The sequence below is a fragment of the Actinotignum saccati genome (assembly GCF_051265055.1).
GTDB lineage: Bacteria > Actinomycetota > Actinomycetes > Actinomycetales > Actinomycetaceae > Actinotignum.
In genome coordinates, this window is record NZ_JBOZCC010000012.1 from 41817 (window position 1) to 58925 (window position 17109).

The following is a 17109-nucleotide window of genomic DNA, read 5'->3' on the forward strand; positions in this document are numbered from 1 at the left end:
CCGCGCTCACGAACAAAGTGGTACTTGAGCTACAGCAAACACCCGATTTTCTGTCGTGCAGTACCACTCTGTCAGACCTGATGTTCTCCAGTACCACTACGCCCGCCGAGCCGGATCACCGCGGCGGCGGGACCTCGGGCCTAGGCGCCGGGCCGGCCAGCCCCTGCGCGGCCACAGTGGCGCGCCCGCGCAGGGGCGGCGTCGTCGTACCTGGTCCCAAGAACTAGCAGCCCAAGCGGCATAGGATAAAAGAGAGGCAAAGGAGCCTCATCATTTTATGTCGAGGTAATTATGGGACGTTGTTTTTCTGTATCCACACACAAGAACACCTCGCGTCCACGCCGGCGGCTGGCCCTGCTCGGGGCGCTCGCGCTGGCTCCCGTTGCCCTAGGTTCGTGCGCCGCCTCCGCGAGCGCGCCCGCCGGTGAGGCAACTGTGCACGGAGGTGAAGCAAATATCGTATTGCCTGATCTGTCGGGCGTGAGCGCGGCGGGCGGGGTGTCCGGCCGGCTGCTCCTCCTCATCGGGGTGGGCGTCTGCGTGCTGGGGCTGTGCTTCGGGCTCATCACGTATATGAATCTGCGCAAGCTTCCGGTGCATCGGGCCATGGCCGAGGTCGCCGACCTCATTTACGAAACTTGCAAGGCCTACCTGGTCAAACAGGGGCGGTTCCTGCTGGTGCTCTGGGCTTTTATTACCGCGGTCATCGTGGTGTATTACAAATTCCTGGTGGGCTTCACCTGGGGGAAGCTCGCGATTGTGGTGGCGTTCTCGCTGCTGGGCATGGGTGGCTCGTACGCGGTGGCGTGGTTCGGGATTCGCGTGAATACCCTGGCCAATGCACGCACGGCTTTCGCTTCGCTGCGCGGGCGGCCCCTCCCGCTGCACCAGGTGCCGCTGCGTTCGGGGATGTCCATCGGGATGGTGCTGATCTCCCTGGAATTGCTCATGATGCTGGTCATTTTGCTGTTCCTGCCCGCGGATGTGGCCGGGGCCTGCTTTATTGGCTTCGCGATTGGGGAATCGCTGGGCGCTTCGGCGCTGCGCATCGCCGGTGGTATTTTCACGAAGATTGCCGATATTGGTTCCGACCTCATGAAGATCGTCTTCAAAATTGATGAGGACGACCCGCGTAACCCGGGTGTGATCGCCGATTGCGTGGGCGATAATGCCGGGGATTCGGTGGGACCCTCCGCGGACGGTTTCGAAACCTACGGGGTGACCGGGGTGGCGCTGGTGACGTTCATCGTGCTCGCGGTGCATGACCCGGCGCTGCAAGCCACCCTGCTGGTGTGGGTCTTCACGGTGCGCGTGGCCATGATTATCGCCTCGGCCCTGGCCTACGGCCTCAACGCGCGCCTGGCCGCCACCCGCTACGCGAGCGCCACCACCCTCAATTTCGAAAAACCGCTGAGTTCACTCGTGTGGCTCACCTCGATTTTCTGCATTGCTTGCGTATACGGGATCTCCTGGCTCGTTTTGGGTGGGAACGACGGCGCATTGTGGCTCCCGCTCGCCACTATCGTGACCTGCGGGACTTTGGCGGGGGCGCTTATCCCCGAGCTGGTCAAGGTCTTTACCTCCACCACGTCGCGGCACGTGCGTGAAGTGGTGAAGAGCTCGCGCCAGGGCGGGGCTTCCCTCAATATTCTTTCCGGTGTGGTGGCCGGGAATTTCTCCGCGTTCTGGCTGGGCATCACCATCGTGGGGCTCATGGCCGGGGCTTTCGTGATCGCGGATGCCACGCTCGGTGAGTTCATGCTGGCGCCGGCTGTTTTCGCTTTCGGGCTGGTGGCGTTCGGGTTCCTCGGGATGGGGCCGGTGACCATCGCGGTGGATTCCTACGGCCCGGTCACGGATAACGCCCAGTCGGTCTACGAGCTTTCCCGCATCGAGGCGCTCCCCGATATCGACGCCGATATTCGCTCCGGTTTTGGTTTCGCCCCGCAATGGGATCGCGCCAAGCTCATGCTGGAGGAGAACGACGGCGCCGGCAATACCTTCAAGGCCACCGCCAAGCCGGTGCTCATCGGCACGGCGGTGGTGGGTGCTACCACGATGATTTTCTCGATTATTATCGGGCTGACCGGTGGGCTGACCAGCGGGATCGAGATGCTGTCCCTCATGCACGCCCCGTTCCTGCTGGGGATTATCAGCGGGGGCGCGGTGATCTTCTGGTTCTCCGGGGCGTCGATGCAGGCGGTGACCACGGGTGCGTACCGGGCGGTGGAGTTCATCAAGGAGTCCATCCATCTGGATAAAAATGCGGAGCGGGCTTCCCACGATGACTCGCGGCGCGTCGTCGAAATTTGTACCCAGTACGCCCAGCAGGGGATGCTCACGATTTTCCTAGCGGTCTTCTTCGCCACTCTTTCCTTCGCGTTTATCGAGCCGTACTTCTTTATCGGTTACCTCATTTCCATCGCCATTTTCGGCCTCTACCAGGCGATTTACATGGCGAACGCGGGTGGGGCCTGGGATAACGCGAAGAAGATCGTGGAGGTGGACCTGCACGCGAAGGGCACCGCGCTGCACGATGCCACCATCGTGGGCGATACCGTGGGTGATCCTTTCAAGGACACCTCCTCGGTGGCCCTCAACCCGATTATTAAATTCACGACCCTCTTCGGCCTGCTCGCCGTGGAGCTGGCCGTGAGCCTCAACGCCCAGAATCTCACCGCGGTGGTCACCGGCCTGGCAGTGTGCTTCGGGGCCCTCGCGCTCGTCTTTATTTACCGCTCGTTCTACAGCATGCGCATCCAGGCCTCCACGGAGGATCAGCTGCTCGACGAGCCCGATCCTGAATCTTCGCGTGAATCTTCACCTGTATCCGAACCGGCGCTCGAACCGCATTCCCGGTTTGACACCGGATCCGAACCCGAGAAGGGAGTCCTGGCATGAATATCGCCGTGCACTGGTCCGGCGCTCAGATCAGCCCGGAAGGAAAAATAGCCGGCCAGGATGCCGGCGCCACCCTGCTGCGCCGCCTCCTGCGTATTTTCCCCGACGCCGTGGTGCTTGACCCAAGGGCAGTATCCGCGGAAGATCTTGCCCCGGATACGGTGGTCATCACTATGGATGTGCATGACACCCCGGCCCTGTGGGCGCGGCTGCGCAAAGCTGGCCAGCCCGCCCCGCGCCTCATGAATTTTGTGTGGCTGCCGGTTTCCACCCTGGACAGCGCCGAGGAGATCGCCCCGGTGGCTCTCTCCTGCGCGCTCTTCCCCACCTTCGCCAATTCGGAGCGCACCGCCGGTGAGATCCGCGAGATGGTGAATAAGTGGACGGTGCCCCCGCTGGCCGGGCGGCTCAAGCTCGGCTGGGTGAATCTCGGTTTCCGCCTCGACCACGTGCAGGAGCGGCGCGAACCGGAGGTCCCGGTGGTGCTCTACCCCGCGATTTATCTCTCGGCGCGCAAACGCCCCGATTTCTTCATGGACGTGCTGAGCCGGGTGCGCGAACTCATCCCGCTCACGGTGGAGATGCGCCTGCACGAAGCACACCTGGTTTCCGAGAAGGCCATGCGCTATTCGCGCCTGCCGTGGATGCACGTGGGGCCGCTGACCGATACCCGCACCTCGTATTACCAGGCCCTCGCCCACACCACGGCCTTCCTGGCCACCGCCGCGGAGGAATCCTACGGGCTCTCCTACGTGGAGGCCCTGGGTGCCGGGGCGCTCGGGGTATTCCCCGACGTGCCCTGGGCCCGCGCGCTACTGCCGGAAAACTATCCCTTCCTCTATCCGGATGGCGATGAGGCGGCCGCGGCGGCCATGCTCACCCGGGTCCTCACCCGCACCGCGCAGTGCCGGGCGGATCTGGACGCGGCCTGCGGCGGGAGTTTCCGCGAGTGGATCGCCGCGCATCACTCCGATGATGCGTTCGACCGCGAAATCGTGGCCGCGGTGCAGCGCTGGTTCGGCTAGCGGCCCGCGCGACTCGACGTCCCGGCGGCTTGCGTCGCGGCCCGCGTCGCTTCACCGCACCAACGGCACCGCTCCGCGTAGCACCCACGGGCACATATAACGACGGCGCCAGCAGGGCACATCCTTCTGCTGGCGCCGTCATCACGTGATGGCGGGGGCGGGTCAGTACGCGCAGGAACGCCCCCGCCGGGGACTTCGGCTAATTGCCCAAAACGGTACGGCTACTCGCCGAGCACCACCGGCACGGAGCGGTAACCCACCCCGATGCGGTCCACGCCCATATCGATGAGATCGAAGTAGTGGGCCTGGTCGCGCACATTGCCGGAAGCCTTGACCTTGGCCCGGCCGTCGGTCACCTCGATGAGGTGCGCCATCACGTCGCGCGCCCCGCCAACCGTGGGCCCGCCGGTGTAGAAACCGGTGGAGGTCTTCACGTAGTCACCACCGGCGGCGATCACCGCTTCCACCCCGCCCTCAATGGCCTTCTTATCGAGAGCATCGGTTTCGAGGATCACCTTGGTGACCACGCCCGCCTCGCGGCACACCGCAATAGCCGGCTTGATTTCCTCGGCGGCCTGCTGCCACTTGCCTTCGCGCAGCAGCCCGTAGTTAATGACCAGGTCAAGATCTTGAATATCGCCGCGCGAGACATACGCACGCGCCAGCATTTCTTTATCGGCTGCGGTGCCCTGCCCGAAGGGGAAATCGGCGACGACGCAGATTCCCACCCCGGTCCCGGGCAGCAGAGGTGCTACCACATCCAGGGCCCAGGGGTTGATGCACAGCGTGGCACATTTGTAATTGATACCGGTATGCGCCAGTTCCACCACTTCCTCGGTGGTGAATTGCGGCTTGAGGATGGAGTAATCGATGTAGGAGGCGAGTTCGTCGCGCGTCATCTGAGCGGCTTTCTTCTCTGGCTGTGCCATGATTATCCTTTCTTTCTGCCCTCGCGGGCGGTTATGCCATGGCCCGGCGAGCCATGTGATTGGGTTGTGAAGATTCAGATTCAGATTCGGAAGAATCGGGTAGGGCGGATATATCCGCGTGGATCAAGGGAGTTTCGGGGAACTCCGTGCTCATTCCGGCCGCGCGGATCCGGGCGCGGTACTCTTCCACGAGTTCATCCGCGGGTGTTTCGGTATGCGCGAAGGGATAGGTGCGGCCCAGCCCGGTGTACTTTCCGGTGCCGAGGCGGTGGAAAGGAAGCACGTCATAGTGGCGCACTCCCACCGAGCGCAGGAAGGCGATATTGGCGTCGATCTGGGCGCTGGCCATCGTGACGTCCGGGATGAGCGGGGTGCGCACCATCGTGCTCGCCCCGTGGTGTTCCCCGAGATAGGAAATTGTTTCAAGAATCCTGGCGTTGCCTCCTCCGGTTGCACGCTGGTGTGCGTCGTCGTCCAGTAATTTGAGATCGCAAATAAAAAGGTCCATATGCGGTTCGACCAGCTGGATGGCGCGCAGCCGCACATTCCCGCAGGTCTCCACCGCGGTGGTGATCCCGCGCCGGTGGAGTTCTTCGCAGGCCTGAGCTACGAATTGGGCTTGTAGGAGCGGCTCGCCGCCGGAGAAGGTCACTCCCCCGCCGCTGCGATCGAAGAAGAGTTTGTCGCGGGCGGCTTCTTCCACCAGGTCGTCCACGGTGCGGCGCTGGCCGTACACGCTCAGCGCCCCGGTGGGGCAGCTTTCGGCCCATTCGAGGTTCGCGGGCTTGATTTTCTCCCGGTGGAGCACCACCGTGCCTTCGGGCCCGCGCGTCACTTCACCGTTCTCGGCCAGGTCGATGCAGATTCCGCAGTCGATGCATTTATCGGGAGCGAACATGACTTCGCGGAAACCGTTGATAGATTCCGGGTTGGCGCACCACCCGCAGGCCAGCGAGCAGCCCTTGAGGAAGATGACGGTGCGAATGCCCGGGCCGTCGTGAATCGAATACCGCTGCACGTTGAAAACCGTGGCGAGGCGAACTCGGGACATCTGCACTCCTTTCTTCTGCTCGGGCTCTGCTGAGGGATGAGCTGGGCTACAACTCTTGGACCGTGCGCGAAATAATTTCGTCCTGGATTTCGCGATCCAGCTCCACGAAGAAGGCCGAATATCCGGCCACCCGCACCACCAGCCCACGGTATTTCTCCGGTTCACGCTGCGCGGCCCGCAGGGTTTCCCCGGAGAGAATATTGAATTGGATATGCATCCCGCCCATCACGAAATAGGCGCGGATGAGGTCAATGAGCTTCTGGCGATCCGCCGGTTTCTTGAGCATGGCGGGAACGAATTTCATATTGAGATTCACCCCGTTGATGGCCGCGGAATGATCCCAGCTCGCCACGGAGGAGACCACCGCCGTGGGCCCATTGGTATCCATCCCGTGCTTGGGGGAAATCCCGCCGTCACCCAGGGGCGTGCCCGCAGCGCGCCCGGAAGGCAGCGCCCCCACCTGCCGGCCCAGCGGGGTATTCGAGGAGAGGGAGAACAGCCCGGGAATGAAATAGCCGCCGTGCGGGGAGCGGAAGCGGTATACCGAATCGGTGTACTGCGAGGTCACGAATTGGGCCAGGTCATCCACTCGGGTGAGGTCGTTACCGTATTTGGCCACGTTGAGGCAGCGATGCTGGATTACTTCATCGGCGAAATCGGAGGCGGTGGCCTCCAGCAGCTCCGCCGCGGTCATGACCTTGCGTTCGAAAACGAGTTCGCGGATAACTTCCAGGGAGTCCACCACGTCCGGCAGACCCACCCCGTTCACCCCGGTGGCGTCATAAACCGCGCCGCCCGCGGTGCAATCCCGCCCGCTTTCCAGGCAACCATCGAGCACGGTAGAGCAATAAATATGGGGTGTTTCGCGGGCTTGGAGCAGCTCGATGGTATTGAGGGTGGAGACCATCATTTCCACGAAGTAATCCACCTGCGCGGCATAGGCACGCTGCACCTCCGCAAAACTCTGCATCTGGGTGAAGTCCCCGGTGTGGGGGCCCAGCTGTTCCCCGCTCATGGGGCAGCGCCCGTCATGGAGGGCCAGCTCAAGGCATTTCGCCAGGTTGAAGTGGCAGGAATTGGTGCGCCCCATGGTATTCCCCTGCCCGGTGGGTTCCACGCAGCCCACAATCGCCCAATCTCGGGCATCTTTCAGGCTCATATGCCGATGCTCAACAAGGCCGGGGATAATCACGTCGTCGTTGAAGAAAGGATCCTTCCCGCCTTCGTTTTCCACGAGGATGCGCAGCACCCGGTCGAGGAAAGCATCGGGAGTTTTATGCGAGACGCGAATGGAAACATTCGGTTCGGAATTGAAAACGGCCTGTTCGGCATCCAGGCACATATAGGAGAGCTCGTTGACGGCATCCTCCCCGTTTTCATCCACGCCGCCCAGGGTGAGGGCCACCGAGGTGGAGAAACCGCCGTTATTACGCGCCGAAGAATAGGTGCAAGCCTTGATGATATCGATGTGTTTGACCCACAGTGCGTCAAGAATTGTTTGGGCTTCTTCGCGGCTCAGGCGCCCGGAATCCAGGTCGGCGCGCAGGTAGGGGTAGCAGTACTGGTCGAAACGTCCGGCGGAAATGGCCGAGCCGTTCTGGCTGCAATAGTCAATGAGCATCACGAACCAGTAGGACTGGCAGGCTTCCCAGAACGTGCGCGCGGGGCGGTAGGGTACCTGCCGGCAATTCTCCGCGATGGCCCGCAGTTCGGCGGCCCGCCCGGGATCCACTGCGCCAGCCGCCATGCGTTCGGCCAGCTCCGCGAACCGCTGCTGGAAAATACGCACGGCATCCACCACGATAAGCACCGCTTCGTAAAAAACGCGCTTATCAGAATAATTCGCGTCCCCGCGGGAAAGCTCCGCCAAACGCGTGCGCGCCTCGTTTTCCACCGCGATGAAGCCGCCTTCGATAATGCGCCGCACATTGGGGATATAGTGCCCGTAGCCGGAGCGCGCCCGCGAGCGGGTATCGAAGGGCCGATTATCGGCGGAAAGCACCCGGTTGGTTTCCTCGTCGAGGAGGTGGCGGGCCAGGTCCTCATTGGAGCGATTCACCCAGTAGGGATAGATCTCGTCCAATAATTCGCGTTTTTGTTCCGGGCTGACCTGGAGGGTATCGACTTTGCGCACCGGCATAAGATCGAGTTCCTTTTCGGAAAGCGGCCCGAATTCGGGGAACAGCGGGGCCGAGCGCGGTTTCGAGCCGTGGTTACCCACGATGAGTTCTGCGTCGTCGATAAAAATACTCATCTGAGCGAGGGTGTCGCGCAGGGCCTTGGCGCGCCGGATCACGGCCGGTTCGCCTTCGCTATCGCGGTAGGACTGCGTGACGATACGGGCGCGTTCCGTGCAGATGGCCGGCACGGCCGCGCGCATGCGTTCGTTGAGGAACGCGGTGCGCTCGGGAGCCAGAAAACTCAAGGTCGCTTCGCGCGTGGGTACGGTACTTGTCATGATGCGCTCCTTTGATGAAGAACAGCGGATGTGTGCGAAAGTTCTGCGGCGGGTTCCGGTTGTGCTTGTGCTTGCGTGGTGAGGTGCGACGGCGCTCCTACCAGCTTTCCGGCAACCGTGCGGTTGAAGAAATCAACGACGACGCCGATGCCGACCACCATGACCACGGTTCCCACCCCGATTACTCCGCCACTCAGATCGAAGCGGAAGAGCAGGAGGGCAATGATAATCACGGTGAAATCCTGGGCGATGCGGAAGAAACGGTAGGAGCGCTGCGGGAAGCGGCGCACCAGGACCGGGGCGATGCCGTCCGCGGCGCCCTGCCCGAGATCCGGGGTGATGTAGAGGGAAAGCCCGAAGGCGAAAAGCAGGAGCCCTACCGCCAGGTGGATGAGCATTCCGGGTACCGAGTAGGTGAAAACGTAGATGGAATCCAGGACCTTGGTGAATTCGGTGACGAGCACTCCGACCAGGGTGAAATTGAGGACGGTTCCCAGCCCGAAGATTTTACGGTCGAAGGGGATAATGATCGCGAGCAGCGCGATATTGACGAGCGGCACCACCCAGGAGAAGGACAGGCCGGTCACGTAGCTCACGCCCTGGAGCATGGCGGTGAAGGGATCCACACCAGCGTGACCTTTGAGGGCCACCGTGATTCCCATGGAGGTGATGATGACGCCGAGCAGGCACACCAGGCAGCGGCGCAGCAGGCTACCCGGGCGCAGCGTCCATTCGCGGGCGGAGAAGAATGTGTCACGCATGTTTAGGCCACCTTCGTTTCCGCGCAGGAGTTGAGGTGCTCTAACTCGTCAAGGAGCTCCGCAACGTCTGCCGCGGTGGGCATCGAGGGGATAGCTCCGAGCGTCTGGGTGGCAATACCGGCGGCCACATTGGCGTATTCCACGCTGGCCCGCAGGGCGTCGTCGTTAATCTTTTCGATACCGCCGTGGCGATCCAGCTGCGCGAGGAGGGCGCCCATCAGGGTGTCCCCCGCCCCGGTGGTATCAACTACGGAGCTGTAAACGGCCGGGATTTCCCCGTAGGTGGAGCGGGTAGCGTAGGCCACCCCGAGGTGGTCGGCGGTCATGACGACCAGCTTCGGGCCGCGCGCGAGGATATCCGCGGCAACATCCTTGAGATTGTCACTCCCGAAGAGAATGCGGAAATCTTCGCGGGAGCCCTTGACGATCTGGAATTCCGGGAGCAGCGGCAGCAGCAGGCTCCGGTAGTTTTCTTCCGATCCGTAGAGGGCCAGGCGGTAATTGAAATCAATGGACATGGGCACGCCCGCGGCCCGCGCGGTATCAATGAGTTTGCGCGAGGTGGCATTGAGCGGTTCGTGCGCGAAATTCACGCCGGAAATATAGAGCATGCGGGTACGCAGCAGCTGGCGGGCGCATTCATCCGTGATAACGAGCTCCGGGTAGGCGCTGCCCTGGATGGCGAAAGTAAAACTGCGGTCGCCGTTATCGAGGGAAATAAAGTTGTGGGAGGTGCAGGCCCCGTAACTGGTATTGAGCAGGCTGGTATCCACGCCGCTGCCGTCGAGGACTTCCCGGGCGTACTGGCCCATGAAGTCATCTCCCAGGCATCCGACCAGCAGAGTATCCAGGCCCAGCCGGGCCGCGGCGACGGCGCAATTAGCGCCGGTACCTCCTACATTTGCTTCGAAAGCGAATTTCGAGGCTCCGGTTCCGATGATCGGGGAGAAGTCGGTAACAATGTCCCCCACGCATGTCAATCCTCGCACTGTGCTCCTCCTTGAGCGTCGCGGCTGTTTCGTGGTCATTGGTATTAACCTACGTTCTCAGGGCGCGATGTTCGACAGTTTTCCGTGGAATTTCAAGGAAAAATCCGCAGGGTTCGGAGCGGATTTTCGCTGGCACGGTGGGAATATTCCCAGGCGTTTTCTCACGCGTTCCTCGCGTGGTTTTCTGGGGCGCTACCTGCGCGTACATCCGCACGTTTTCGTACGCCTTCCGCACGCGTTCCGCACGCCTTTCCCGTGCTTTCCCGCGACACGGCGCCGGCGGGCATATCCCCTGAGCTGGCCGAGCGCTTTGGTACTCTCAAAATATGGCAACGAAGCAATCCCTGAGCGAAGGCCCCTCGCGCTTGAGTGCGATCCGGGAGATTCTCACCGCAACCGGCCCGATGGCCGTCAAAGAGCTGGCGCGCCGCCTGGGATATTCCCTCTCCACTATTTATCGGGATGTTGCCGAGCTCCAGGCGCACGGTGAAGTGGTGCTGGCCCGCGGGCTGATTGTGCCGCAGCGTTCGGTGGCTACCGAGATTCCGCCGGAGGTGCGCGCGCACGTCAATTGGGATGCCAAGCAGGCCATGTGCGAAAAGGCCCTCAAGCTTATTAGCCCGGATATGACCCTCATTCTGGATGATTCTTCTTCAATTATCCCGCTGCTGGGTATGCTCCACACCCGGGTGCCGCTCACGGTGATCACGAATTCGCATCTGGTGGCCCAACATCTGGAGGGCGTGGCTGGCATCCAGATTTATCTGCTGGGCGGGCTGTATTACACCTGGTTATCGTCCTGCCACGGAGCTATGACCGTCACGGCGCTGCGCCATATCGAAGCGGATATGTGCTTGCTTTCCACCGTGGGCATGACAGCCCGGGGCCTCACGAATCCTTACGAGTACACCGCGCAAACGAAAATTGCGATGATGCAGGCGGCAGAAACCTCGGTGGTGCTCATGGATCACAGTAAATTCGGGCGCCGCACCATGTATTCCATTGCCGCGCTCGATGAGATCCCGATTCTTATTACGGATGTTGCACCGCCGGGCGAACCGAGCGCTGCGGAGCTTGCGGCCGCCGGGGTGGAGACGATTATTGCCACCGCACCCTGAAGCCCGCTTCAGGCCTGTGCCTCAGCTTCGATATCGGTGATAGCGGGGGCGGGGCGTGCCGTGTAGGACGCCGTCGTACCAACAAGACGGTACGCGACCGTACGGTTAAAGAAATCGACGACGACGCCAATCCCCAGCGCCATAATCGCGGTGCCAATGCCAATCACGCCACTGCTCAGATCGAAACGGAACAGCACGAGGGCGATGAGGACCACGATGAAATCCTGGGCCACGCGGAAGGTGCGGTAGGAGTGGCCCGGGAAGCGGCGCAGGAGTACGGGGACGATGCAGTCGGCGGCGCCTTGGCCGATGTCCGGCGTGATATAAAGCGAGAGCCCCAGCGCGAAAATCACCAGGCCGATAGCCAAGTGGGCAAGCATCCCCGGGATTGAATACGTGAAAACGTAGATGGAGTCGAGGATGCTGGTGAAGCTGGTGACGAGCACCCCGACCAGGGTGAAATTGAGGACGGTGCCCAACCCGAGGACTTTGTGGTCGAAAGGGAAGATGAGCGCGATGAGGGCAATATTGACCACCGGGACCACCCAGGAGAAGGACAGGCCGGTGATGTGGCTGACGCCCTGGAGCAGGGCGGTGAAGGGGTCCACGCCGGCGTGACCTTTGAGGGCCACGGTGATGCCGATAGCGGTGAGGATCACACCGATGAGGCAGACCAGCGAGCGGCGCAGCAGGCTGCCCGGGCGCAAGGTCCATTCGCGGGCGCAGCACAGTGACTCAAACATGACGAGCTACCTTCTCAATCTCAGGGAAGCCGCCGTGCCACACCGCGGCATCACCAGCGTAGTGCATGCGAGCCGGCAATTCCTGGGCCGTGGCGGAGGTCGCTTTACGAACATGAATGATTCGCAGTAGCTCCGGGAACTAACAACAAAAGATTTCCGAGCGTTCTACCCTACGGTGGGCACTCTGATCCAAATACGGCCAGAATGCTCACCGTAGGGCAATAAACTCAGAATTTACAGAGCTACCAGTCTATTTCACGCGTACCACGGGCGTGCAGTGTAAGCCTCAATAAACGAATCTGCGTTGAGCTTGTAAAGCTTGAGAAGCTTACCAACATCAGAAACGTTTCGATATGCCCCATTTTCGGATAGATCTTCAGCGAACTTTTCTATGGATTTCCTGAGGTTTGTAAGGCTTTGCCGATCCATCACCCTGCACCCCTGCGGGATCGCGGCATGAGAGTCAAACTCCGCAACCGGATTCACTAGCACCGGTATTGCCTTTCGGCCTGCATGGTTTTCTTCAAACCAGTCCATCGCCTGCGACAATTGCGCGGCATACCTTTTTGGAATTGGCTTATCCGATTTGACTTCGTTCTTCGCCTCAATCACATAGTACACACCCAGCTTCACTTCCCAGAGATTGTCCGGGCCATGATCCTTTTCTTGATCGGGTTGTTGGCCATGAAAACCTATGTGTTCAGCTAGATCATTCATTGCCTTTTCGAAGTCCTTGTAGTCGACCCCCCAATCGAGTTTCTTTAAAATAGAATCGAAACCTCGTGAAACGGCCTCTCCCGATGAATACTTTTGCAGGGTCTCTGCGGACTGTTCGGCCTGCTTACGAATTATCTCTTCTGCTTCTCCAATGCAGGTTAAATTCTCGGGATAAAGAAGCTGTTTGTTGAGGTCATGTGCCGATTTTTGAATCTTTTGCGCCCGTAATCTAGAAAAGAAATTGGTGTATTTAGCAAGCCGCTGCGTCTGTATTGCCTTAACCGCAGAGTTGGCTGGGAGCATATTCACAAGTTCTTGCTGATATCCAGCTGCTGTCTTGTAGTCTCGCTCGAGGGCCGCATTGAATGCGGCACGTTCGAGCTCTGCCGCACTCGAATTGACGCCGGGAGAGTATTTAACTCTCTCCAACCTATCTTTCATAAAGTCGAGCCATGCACGATCTCGATCAAGACACTGTTCGATAACATCACGAATATCATCTAAGTTAGACAACTTTGGAGCTATATATTTTCTTCCTATATCAAGCTGTTCCCGAGTTGCAGGCGACAAGAGATGATAGCTCTCAGGATGATTTAGACGTTCAATTAATCTCTTCCCCATAAGGAGAACTACGGCATAGTCTTCCTTTGACCGTGTTGCCCTTCCCATACCCTGCTCAAGACGTTGAATTTGAGAGCCAAGTAGCGCCTTAGAATTACCCATGTGCGCTTGCGCGAGACGTTCCGAAGCGTCAAGAGCCTCAGGAAGACCATCTACCACGAGAATACGACACACATCGCCGGGCAGATTGACACCATCATATCTATTGACCAATACCACAAGGCCTTTGCGAGAATTCTCCTCCAGTTCTTTTATCCCCGCGTCGATATTATCTTTATCAAGGACTAAAGCTGCGTCATCTTCCCACCGCTTTGCACGCTGCCAACTTGGAACAATAACGACAACATTTCGCTCTTCCGCAAGAGATACAATGAAATCTCGGATCTCTTCATCCGTCGCATTTGGGTCAATCTCTTCAGGAAGCAGGATCATTCGGTCCCCCACATCCCCTGCATCGAAAGAGAAAATTGGAGCTGAGACAGATTCAGGCTTAGCACCAAAATGCTTTATCAGAACCGAATCATCTGGGAGAGTGGCTGTAAGATAAACCCTGCGCTGAGCGCAAGCGAATCCGAGTAAAGTATCCGTCGGAAAGCATGGGGGAAATATCTCAATTGCATCACCAGTAACCACAGCGGTACATATTGGAAGAACATCGGCAATAAGCGGCCAGCTCCACATCAATTCATCACTTTCTGAAATCGGATGGATGATGGATGCGACTCGCTCCTGCTTACTTTGCCATGCCCAAAACGGAATCTCCTGTATAGCATCTGCGCGTTTCGCTTTCAGGTCTAGCAGTCCATGCTGCGATTGTTTCTTTAGATCCTCCTCAAACAGCTGGAGCAGCTCCTGATACTCTTTTTCAGTGTTAATACAGAGCTTGAATACGTCACTTGCCTGAGAAACGCAAGCGTGAGCGTCATCAATAACAATACCCGCCAATTGGGTTTTGGCGGGCCTACTAGCATTACCTCCGACACCAAAAACAGAAAAACCGTTAAAGAGCTTCTGAAAGGTCTCGACGAGAACTGCATTCCCCTGTTGGTAGTCCGATGAATTGATATTTTCAGCGACCTCAATGCCTAATTGTTGCGCTTCAGCCTGCACCTGGCGAATCAAAAACCTATTGGGAACGAGATACGCAACCGGTCGAATGCCCTCGTTAAGCCAGCTGCGAGCGATAAGCAACCCAACTAGAGTTTTTCCAGCGCCCGTGTTCATTTTAATTAATAAATCTCGCTCATTCCTACGGCCGTGCCACTCGGATAATACTCGCTTTTGCCCCTCCCGCAGTGTTTGAATTTTTTTGTCTAGGTCATTGAATAAATCCCATGGATCTGTGGGGGCATCACCATAAGATGGTAACCCCTTTCCTAAAGTAGTAAAATCTATTTTCACCTTCAGAATTCATCTTTCTACCGTAAAAATACAGTCGAGCTAGACATGTAAATACCTGTTCAAGTGAGCTAAATACTTAAACTGCGCCCATATTGAGTAAGCAAGGGGCTGGTAAGAAACCCGTCATAGATTTCCTACCAGCCCCTCACGTTAGCCATGCAGCTAGCTCAGTTGGTTACGCCTTGCGGCGCCGCGTCACCACGAGCCCGCCAGCAAGCAGCAAGAATGCCGCCGTACCAGCAAGACCAACGCTCGTTGCACCAGTGACCTGAAGAGTCTTCTTCACCTTCTTAGTCTTCGGCGCAGGCTTACCCGGATCGTTCGGGTTCAACGGGTCGGTGCCGTTCTTAATCTCGTCACCATCGTTAATACCGTCACCATCCGTGTCGGCCTTATTCGGGTTAGTCGGCTTACCACCATTCTTCACGCCCGTCACCTCATCACCATCAGTGAGACCATCACCATCAGTATCAGGGTTGAGCGGGTCAGTATTACCGGGCTTGCCGTCCTTATTGAACTTGTCATCCTTGAACGGGTTCTTAGTGCCATTCACCTCATCACCGTCATTGATCCCATCACCGTCGGTGTCCGGGTTCTTCGGATCAGTACCGATCACCTTTTCTTCACCATCGGTCAGGCCATCACCGTCGGTGTCAGGGTTGAGCGGGTCAGTGTTACCGGGCTTGCCGTCCTTATTGAACTTATCGTCCTGGAACGGGTTCTTAGTGCCGTTCACCTCATCCCCATCCGTGAGCCCGTCACCGTCGGTATCCGGGTTCTTCGGATCAGTCCCGATCACCTTTTCCTCACCATCGGTCAGGCCATCGCCGTCGGTATCGGGGTTCTTCGGGTCGGTCTTGGTAGCCTTGGAGTCATCGACCTTCGGGGTGCCATCCTCATTACGAGCAGGCTTACCGTTCTCGTCGATATCCGTACCGGCTTCCTCACCATCAGTCAGGCCATCCCCGTCAGTGTCCGGGTTCTTCGGGTCGGTGCCCAGGTCCTTTTCACGACCATCAGACACGCCATCACCGTCAGTATCCGGGTTCTTCGGGTCAGTCCCGTCCTTCTTCTCGTCCCCGTCGTTCACGCCGTCCCCGTCGGTGTCAGCGTTGTTCGGGTCCGTGCCGTCCTTGATTTCGTCAGCGTCGGTCACGCCATCGCCATCGGTATCGGCCTTGTTCGGGTTAGTCGGCTTGCCACCGTTGTTCTTGCCGGTCACTTCGTCGCCGTCATTGACTCCGTCACCATCGGTGTCGGGGTTGAGCGGGTCAGTGTTACCGGGCTTGCCGTCCTTATTGAACTTATCGTCCTTGAACGGGTTCTTGGTGCCATTGACTTCGTCGCCGTCGTTGATGCCGTCACCATCGGTATCCGGGTTCTTCGGGTCGGTCTTGGTAGCCTTGGAGTCATCAACCTTCGGGGTGCCATCCTCATTACGAGCAGGCTTACCGTTCTCGTCGATATCCGTACCGGCTTCCTCACCGTCAGTCAGACCATCCCCATCAGTATCCGGGTTCTTCGGATCGGTGCCCAGGTCCTTTTCACGACCATCAGACACGCCATCACCGTCAGTATCCGGGTTCTTCGGGTCAGTCCCGTCCTTCTTCTCGTCCCCGTCGTTCACGCCGTCACCATCGGTGTCAGCATTATTCGGGTCCGTGCCGTCCTTGATTTCGTCAGCGTCGGTCACGCCATCGCCATCGGTATCGGCCTTGTTCGGGTTAGTCGGCTTGCCACCGTTGTTCTTGCCGGTCACTTCGTCGCCGTCATTGACTCCGTCACCATCGGTGTCAGGGTTGAGCGGGTCAGTGTTACCGGGCTTGCCGTCCTTATTGAACTTATCGTCCTTGAACGGGTTCTTGGTGCCATTGACCTCGTCCCCGTCATTGATCCCATCACCATCAGTATCCGGGTTCTTCGGATCAGTGCCAATCTTCTTCTCGTCACCATCATTGATGCCATCGCCGTCGGTGTCCGGGTTATTCGGATCGGTACCGTCCTTCTTCTCATCCCCATCCGTCACGCCGTCACCATCGGTATCGGCCTTGTTCGGATTAGTCGGATTGCCATTGTTGTGCTTACCGGTTACTTCGTCACCGTCATTCACCCCATCGCCATCCGAGTCAGGGTTGAGCGGATCAGTATTACCAGGCTTACCATCCGGATCAGACTTGTCATCCTGGAACGGGTTCTTGGTGCCATTGACCTCGTCCCCGTCGTTGATGCCATCGCCGTCAGTATCCGGGTTATTCGGGTCGGTTCCGATCTTTTCTTCTTCAGAATCGGTCAGGCCGTCCCCATCACTATCAGGATCGTTAACAGTCACCTTCGACGTATCGAAGACCTTGTCACCATCCTTGATCGTGACAGTAATCTCGTCCTTATCCTTAGC

General features: G+C 58.9%; 11 protein-coding genes. 3 read left to right on the plus strand and 8 right to left on the minus strand.

The annotated features are described in order from the left end of the window. The first annotated feature begins 291 nt into the window (after positions 1-291). Together ACRQEC_RS08735 and ACRQEC_RS08740 are read left to right on the plus strand one after the other, a co-directional pair. On the plus strand, positions 292-2901 hold the full coding sequence (locus ACRQEC_RS08735) for a sodium-translocating pyrophosphatase (protein WP_284890596.1): 2610 nt from the start codon (positions 292-294) through the stop codon (positions 2899-2901). After that, entirely contained in the window at positions 2898-3926 is a 1029-nt protein-coding gene (locus ACRQEC_RS08740) for a glycosyltransferase family protein (RefSeq protein WP_284890598.1), read from the plus strand. The genes ACRQEC_RS08735 and ACRQEC_RS08740 overlap by 4 nt, the downstream gene beginning before the upstream one ends. A 221-nt stretch (positions 3927-4147) precedes the next feature. On the opposite strand, the gene deoC is transcribed toward ACRQEC_RS08740, so the two are convergent. From deoC to ACRQEC_RS08765, 5 genes are read right to left on the minus strand one after another with little or no spacing between them, the layout of a single operon-like run. After that, positions 4148-4855, minus strand: coding sequence for a deoxyribose-phosphate aldolase (gene deoC, locus ACRQEC_RS08745; protein ID WP_284890600.1), 708 nt, complete (start codon positions 4853-4855; stop codon positions 4148-4150). Positions 4856-4886: 31 nt separating this feature from the next. Then, positions 4887-5906, minus strand: a complete 1020-nt coding sequence (locus ACRQEC_RS08750) for a glycyl-radical enzyme activating protein (RefSeq protein WP_284890601.1) — start codon at positions 5904-5906, stop codon at positions 4887-4889. Between the two features lie 46 nt (positions 5907-5952). Further along, a complete protein-coding gene (locus ACRQEC_RS08755) occupies positions 5953-8364 on the minus strand; it encodes a glycyl radical protein (protein WP_284890602.1) in 2412 nt (803 codons plus the stop codon). Further along, positions 8361-9125, minus strand: a complete 765-nt coding sequence (locus tag ACRQEC_RS08760; RefSeq protein ID WP_284890603.1) for a YczE/YyaS/YitT family protein — start codon at positions 9123-9125, stop codon at positions 8361-8363. Before ACRQEC_RS08760 ends, ACRQEC_RS08755 begins: the two co-directional genes overlap by 4 nt. Before the next feature lie 2 nt (positions 9126-9127). Continuing rightward, positions 9128-10114 carry a carbohydrate kinase family protein gene (locus tag ACRQEC_RS08765; RefSeq protein WP_284890604.1) on the minus strand — a complete coding sequence of 329 codons (987 nt, stop codon included), beginning with the start codon at positions 10112-10114 and terminating at the stop codon, positions 9128-9130. Between the two features lie 326 nt (positions 10115-10440). Between ACRQEC_RS08765 and ACRQEC_RS08770 the strand changes: the two genes are divergently transcribed. Next, complete coding sequence (locus ACRQEC_RS08770) at positions 10441-11232, plus strand: DeoR/GlpR family DNA-binding transcription regulator (RefSeq protein ID WP_284890606.1); 792 nt, start codon at positions 10441-10443, stop codon at positions 11230-11232. 8 nt (positions 11233-11240) lie between these two features. Here the strand turns inward: ACRQEC_RS08770 and ACRQEC_RS08775 are convergent, their stop codons facing one another. From ACRQEC_RS08775 to ACRQEC_RS08785, 3 genes are all read right to left on the minus strand, one after another. After that, complete coding sequence (locus ACRQEC_RS08775; RefSeq protein WP_284890607.1) at positions 11241-11975, minus strand: YczE/YyaS/YitT family protein; 735 nt, start codon at positions 11973-11975, stop codon at positions 11241-11243. Positions 11976-12230: 255 nt separating this feature from the next. Then, complete coding sequence (locus ACRQEC_RS08780; protein ID WP_284890608.1) at positions 12231-14714, minus strand: DEAD/DEAH box helicase family protein; 2484 nt, start codon at positions 14712-14714, stop codon at positions 12231-12233. A 175-nt stretch (positions 14715-14889) separates the two neighbouring features. Beyond that, positions 14890-17109, minus strand: a 2220-nt coding sequence (locus ACRQEC_RS08785; RefSeq protein WP_435734870.1) for a hypothetical protein, incomplete at its 5' end; no start/stop codon positions are given.

Coding starts and splice junctions, on each gene's coding strand:
- ACRQEC_RS08735 (WP_284890596.1), top strand. CDS start 292: ATGGGACGTTGTTTTTCTGTATCCACACACAAGAACACCTCGCGTCCA.
- ACRQEC_RS08740 (WP_284890598.1), top strand. CDS start 2,898: ATGAATATCGCCGTGCACTGGTCCGGCGCTCAGATCAGCCCGGAAGGA.
- deoC (WP_284890600.1), bottom strand. CDS start 4,855: ATGGCACAGCCAGAGAAGAAAGCCGCTCAGATGACGCGCGACGAACTC.
- ACRQEC_RS08750 (WP_284890601.1), bottom strand. CDS start 5,906: ATGTCCCGAGTTCGCCTCGCCACGGTTTTCAACGTGCAGCGGTATTCG.
- ACRQEC_RS08755 (WP_284890602.1), bottom strand. CDS start 8,364: ATGACAAGTACCGTACCCACGCGCGAAGCGACCTTGAGTTTTCTGGCT.
- ACRQEC_RS08760 (WP_284890603.1), bottom strand. CDS start 9,125: ATGCGTGACACATTCTTCTCCGCCCGCGAATGGACGCTGCGCCCGGGT.
- ACRQEC_RS08770 (WP_284890606.1), top strand. CDS start 10,441: ATGGCAACGAAGCAATCCCTGAGCGAAGGCCCCTCGCGCTTGAGTGCG.
- ACRQEC_RS08775 (WP_284890607.1), bottom strand. CDS start 11,975: ATGTTTGAGTCACTGTGCTGCGCCCGCGAATGGACCTTGCGCCCGGGC.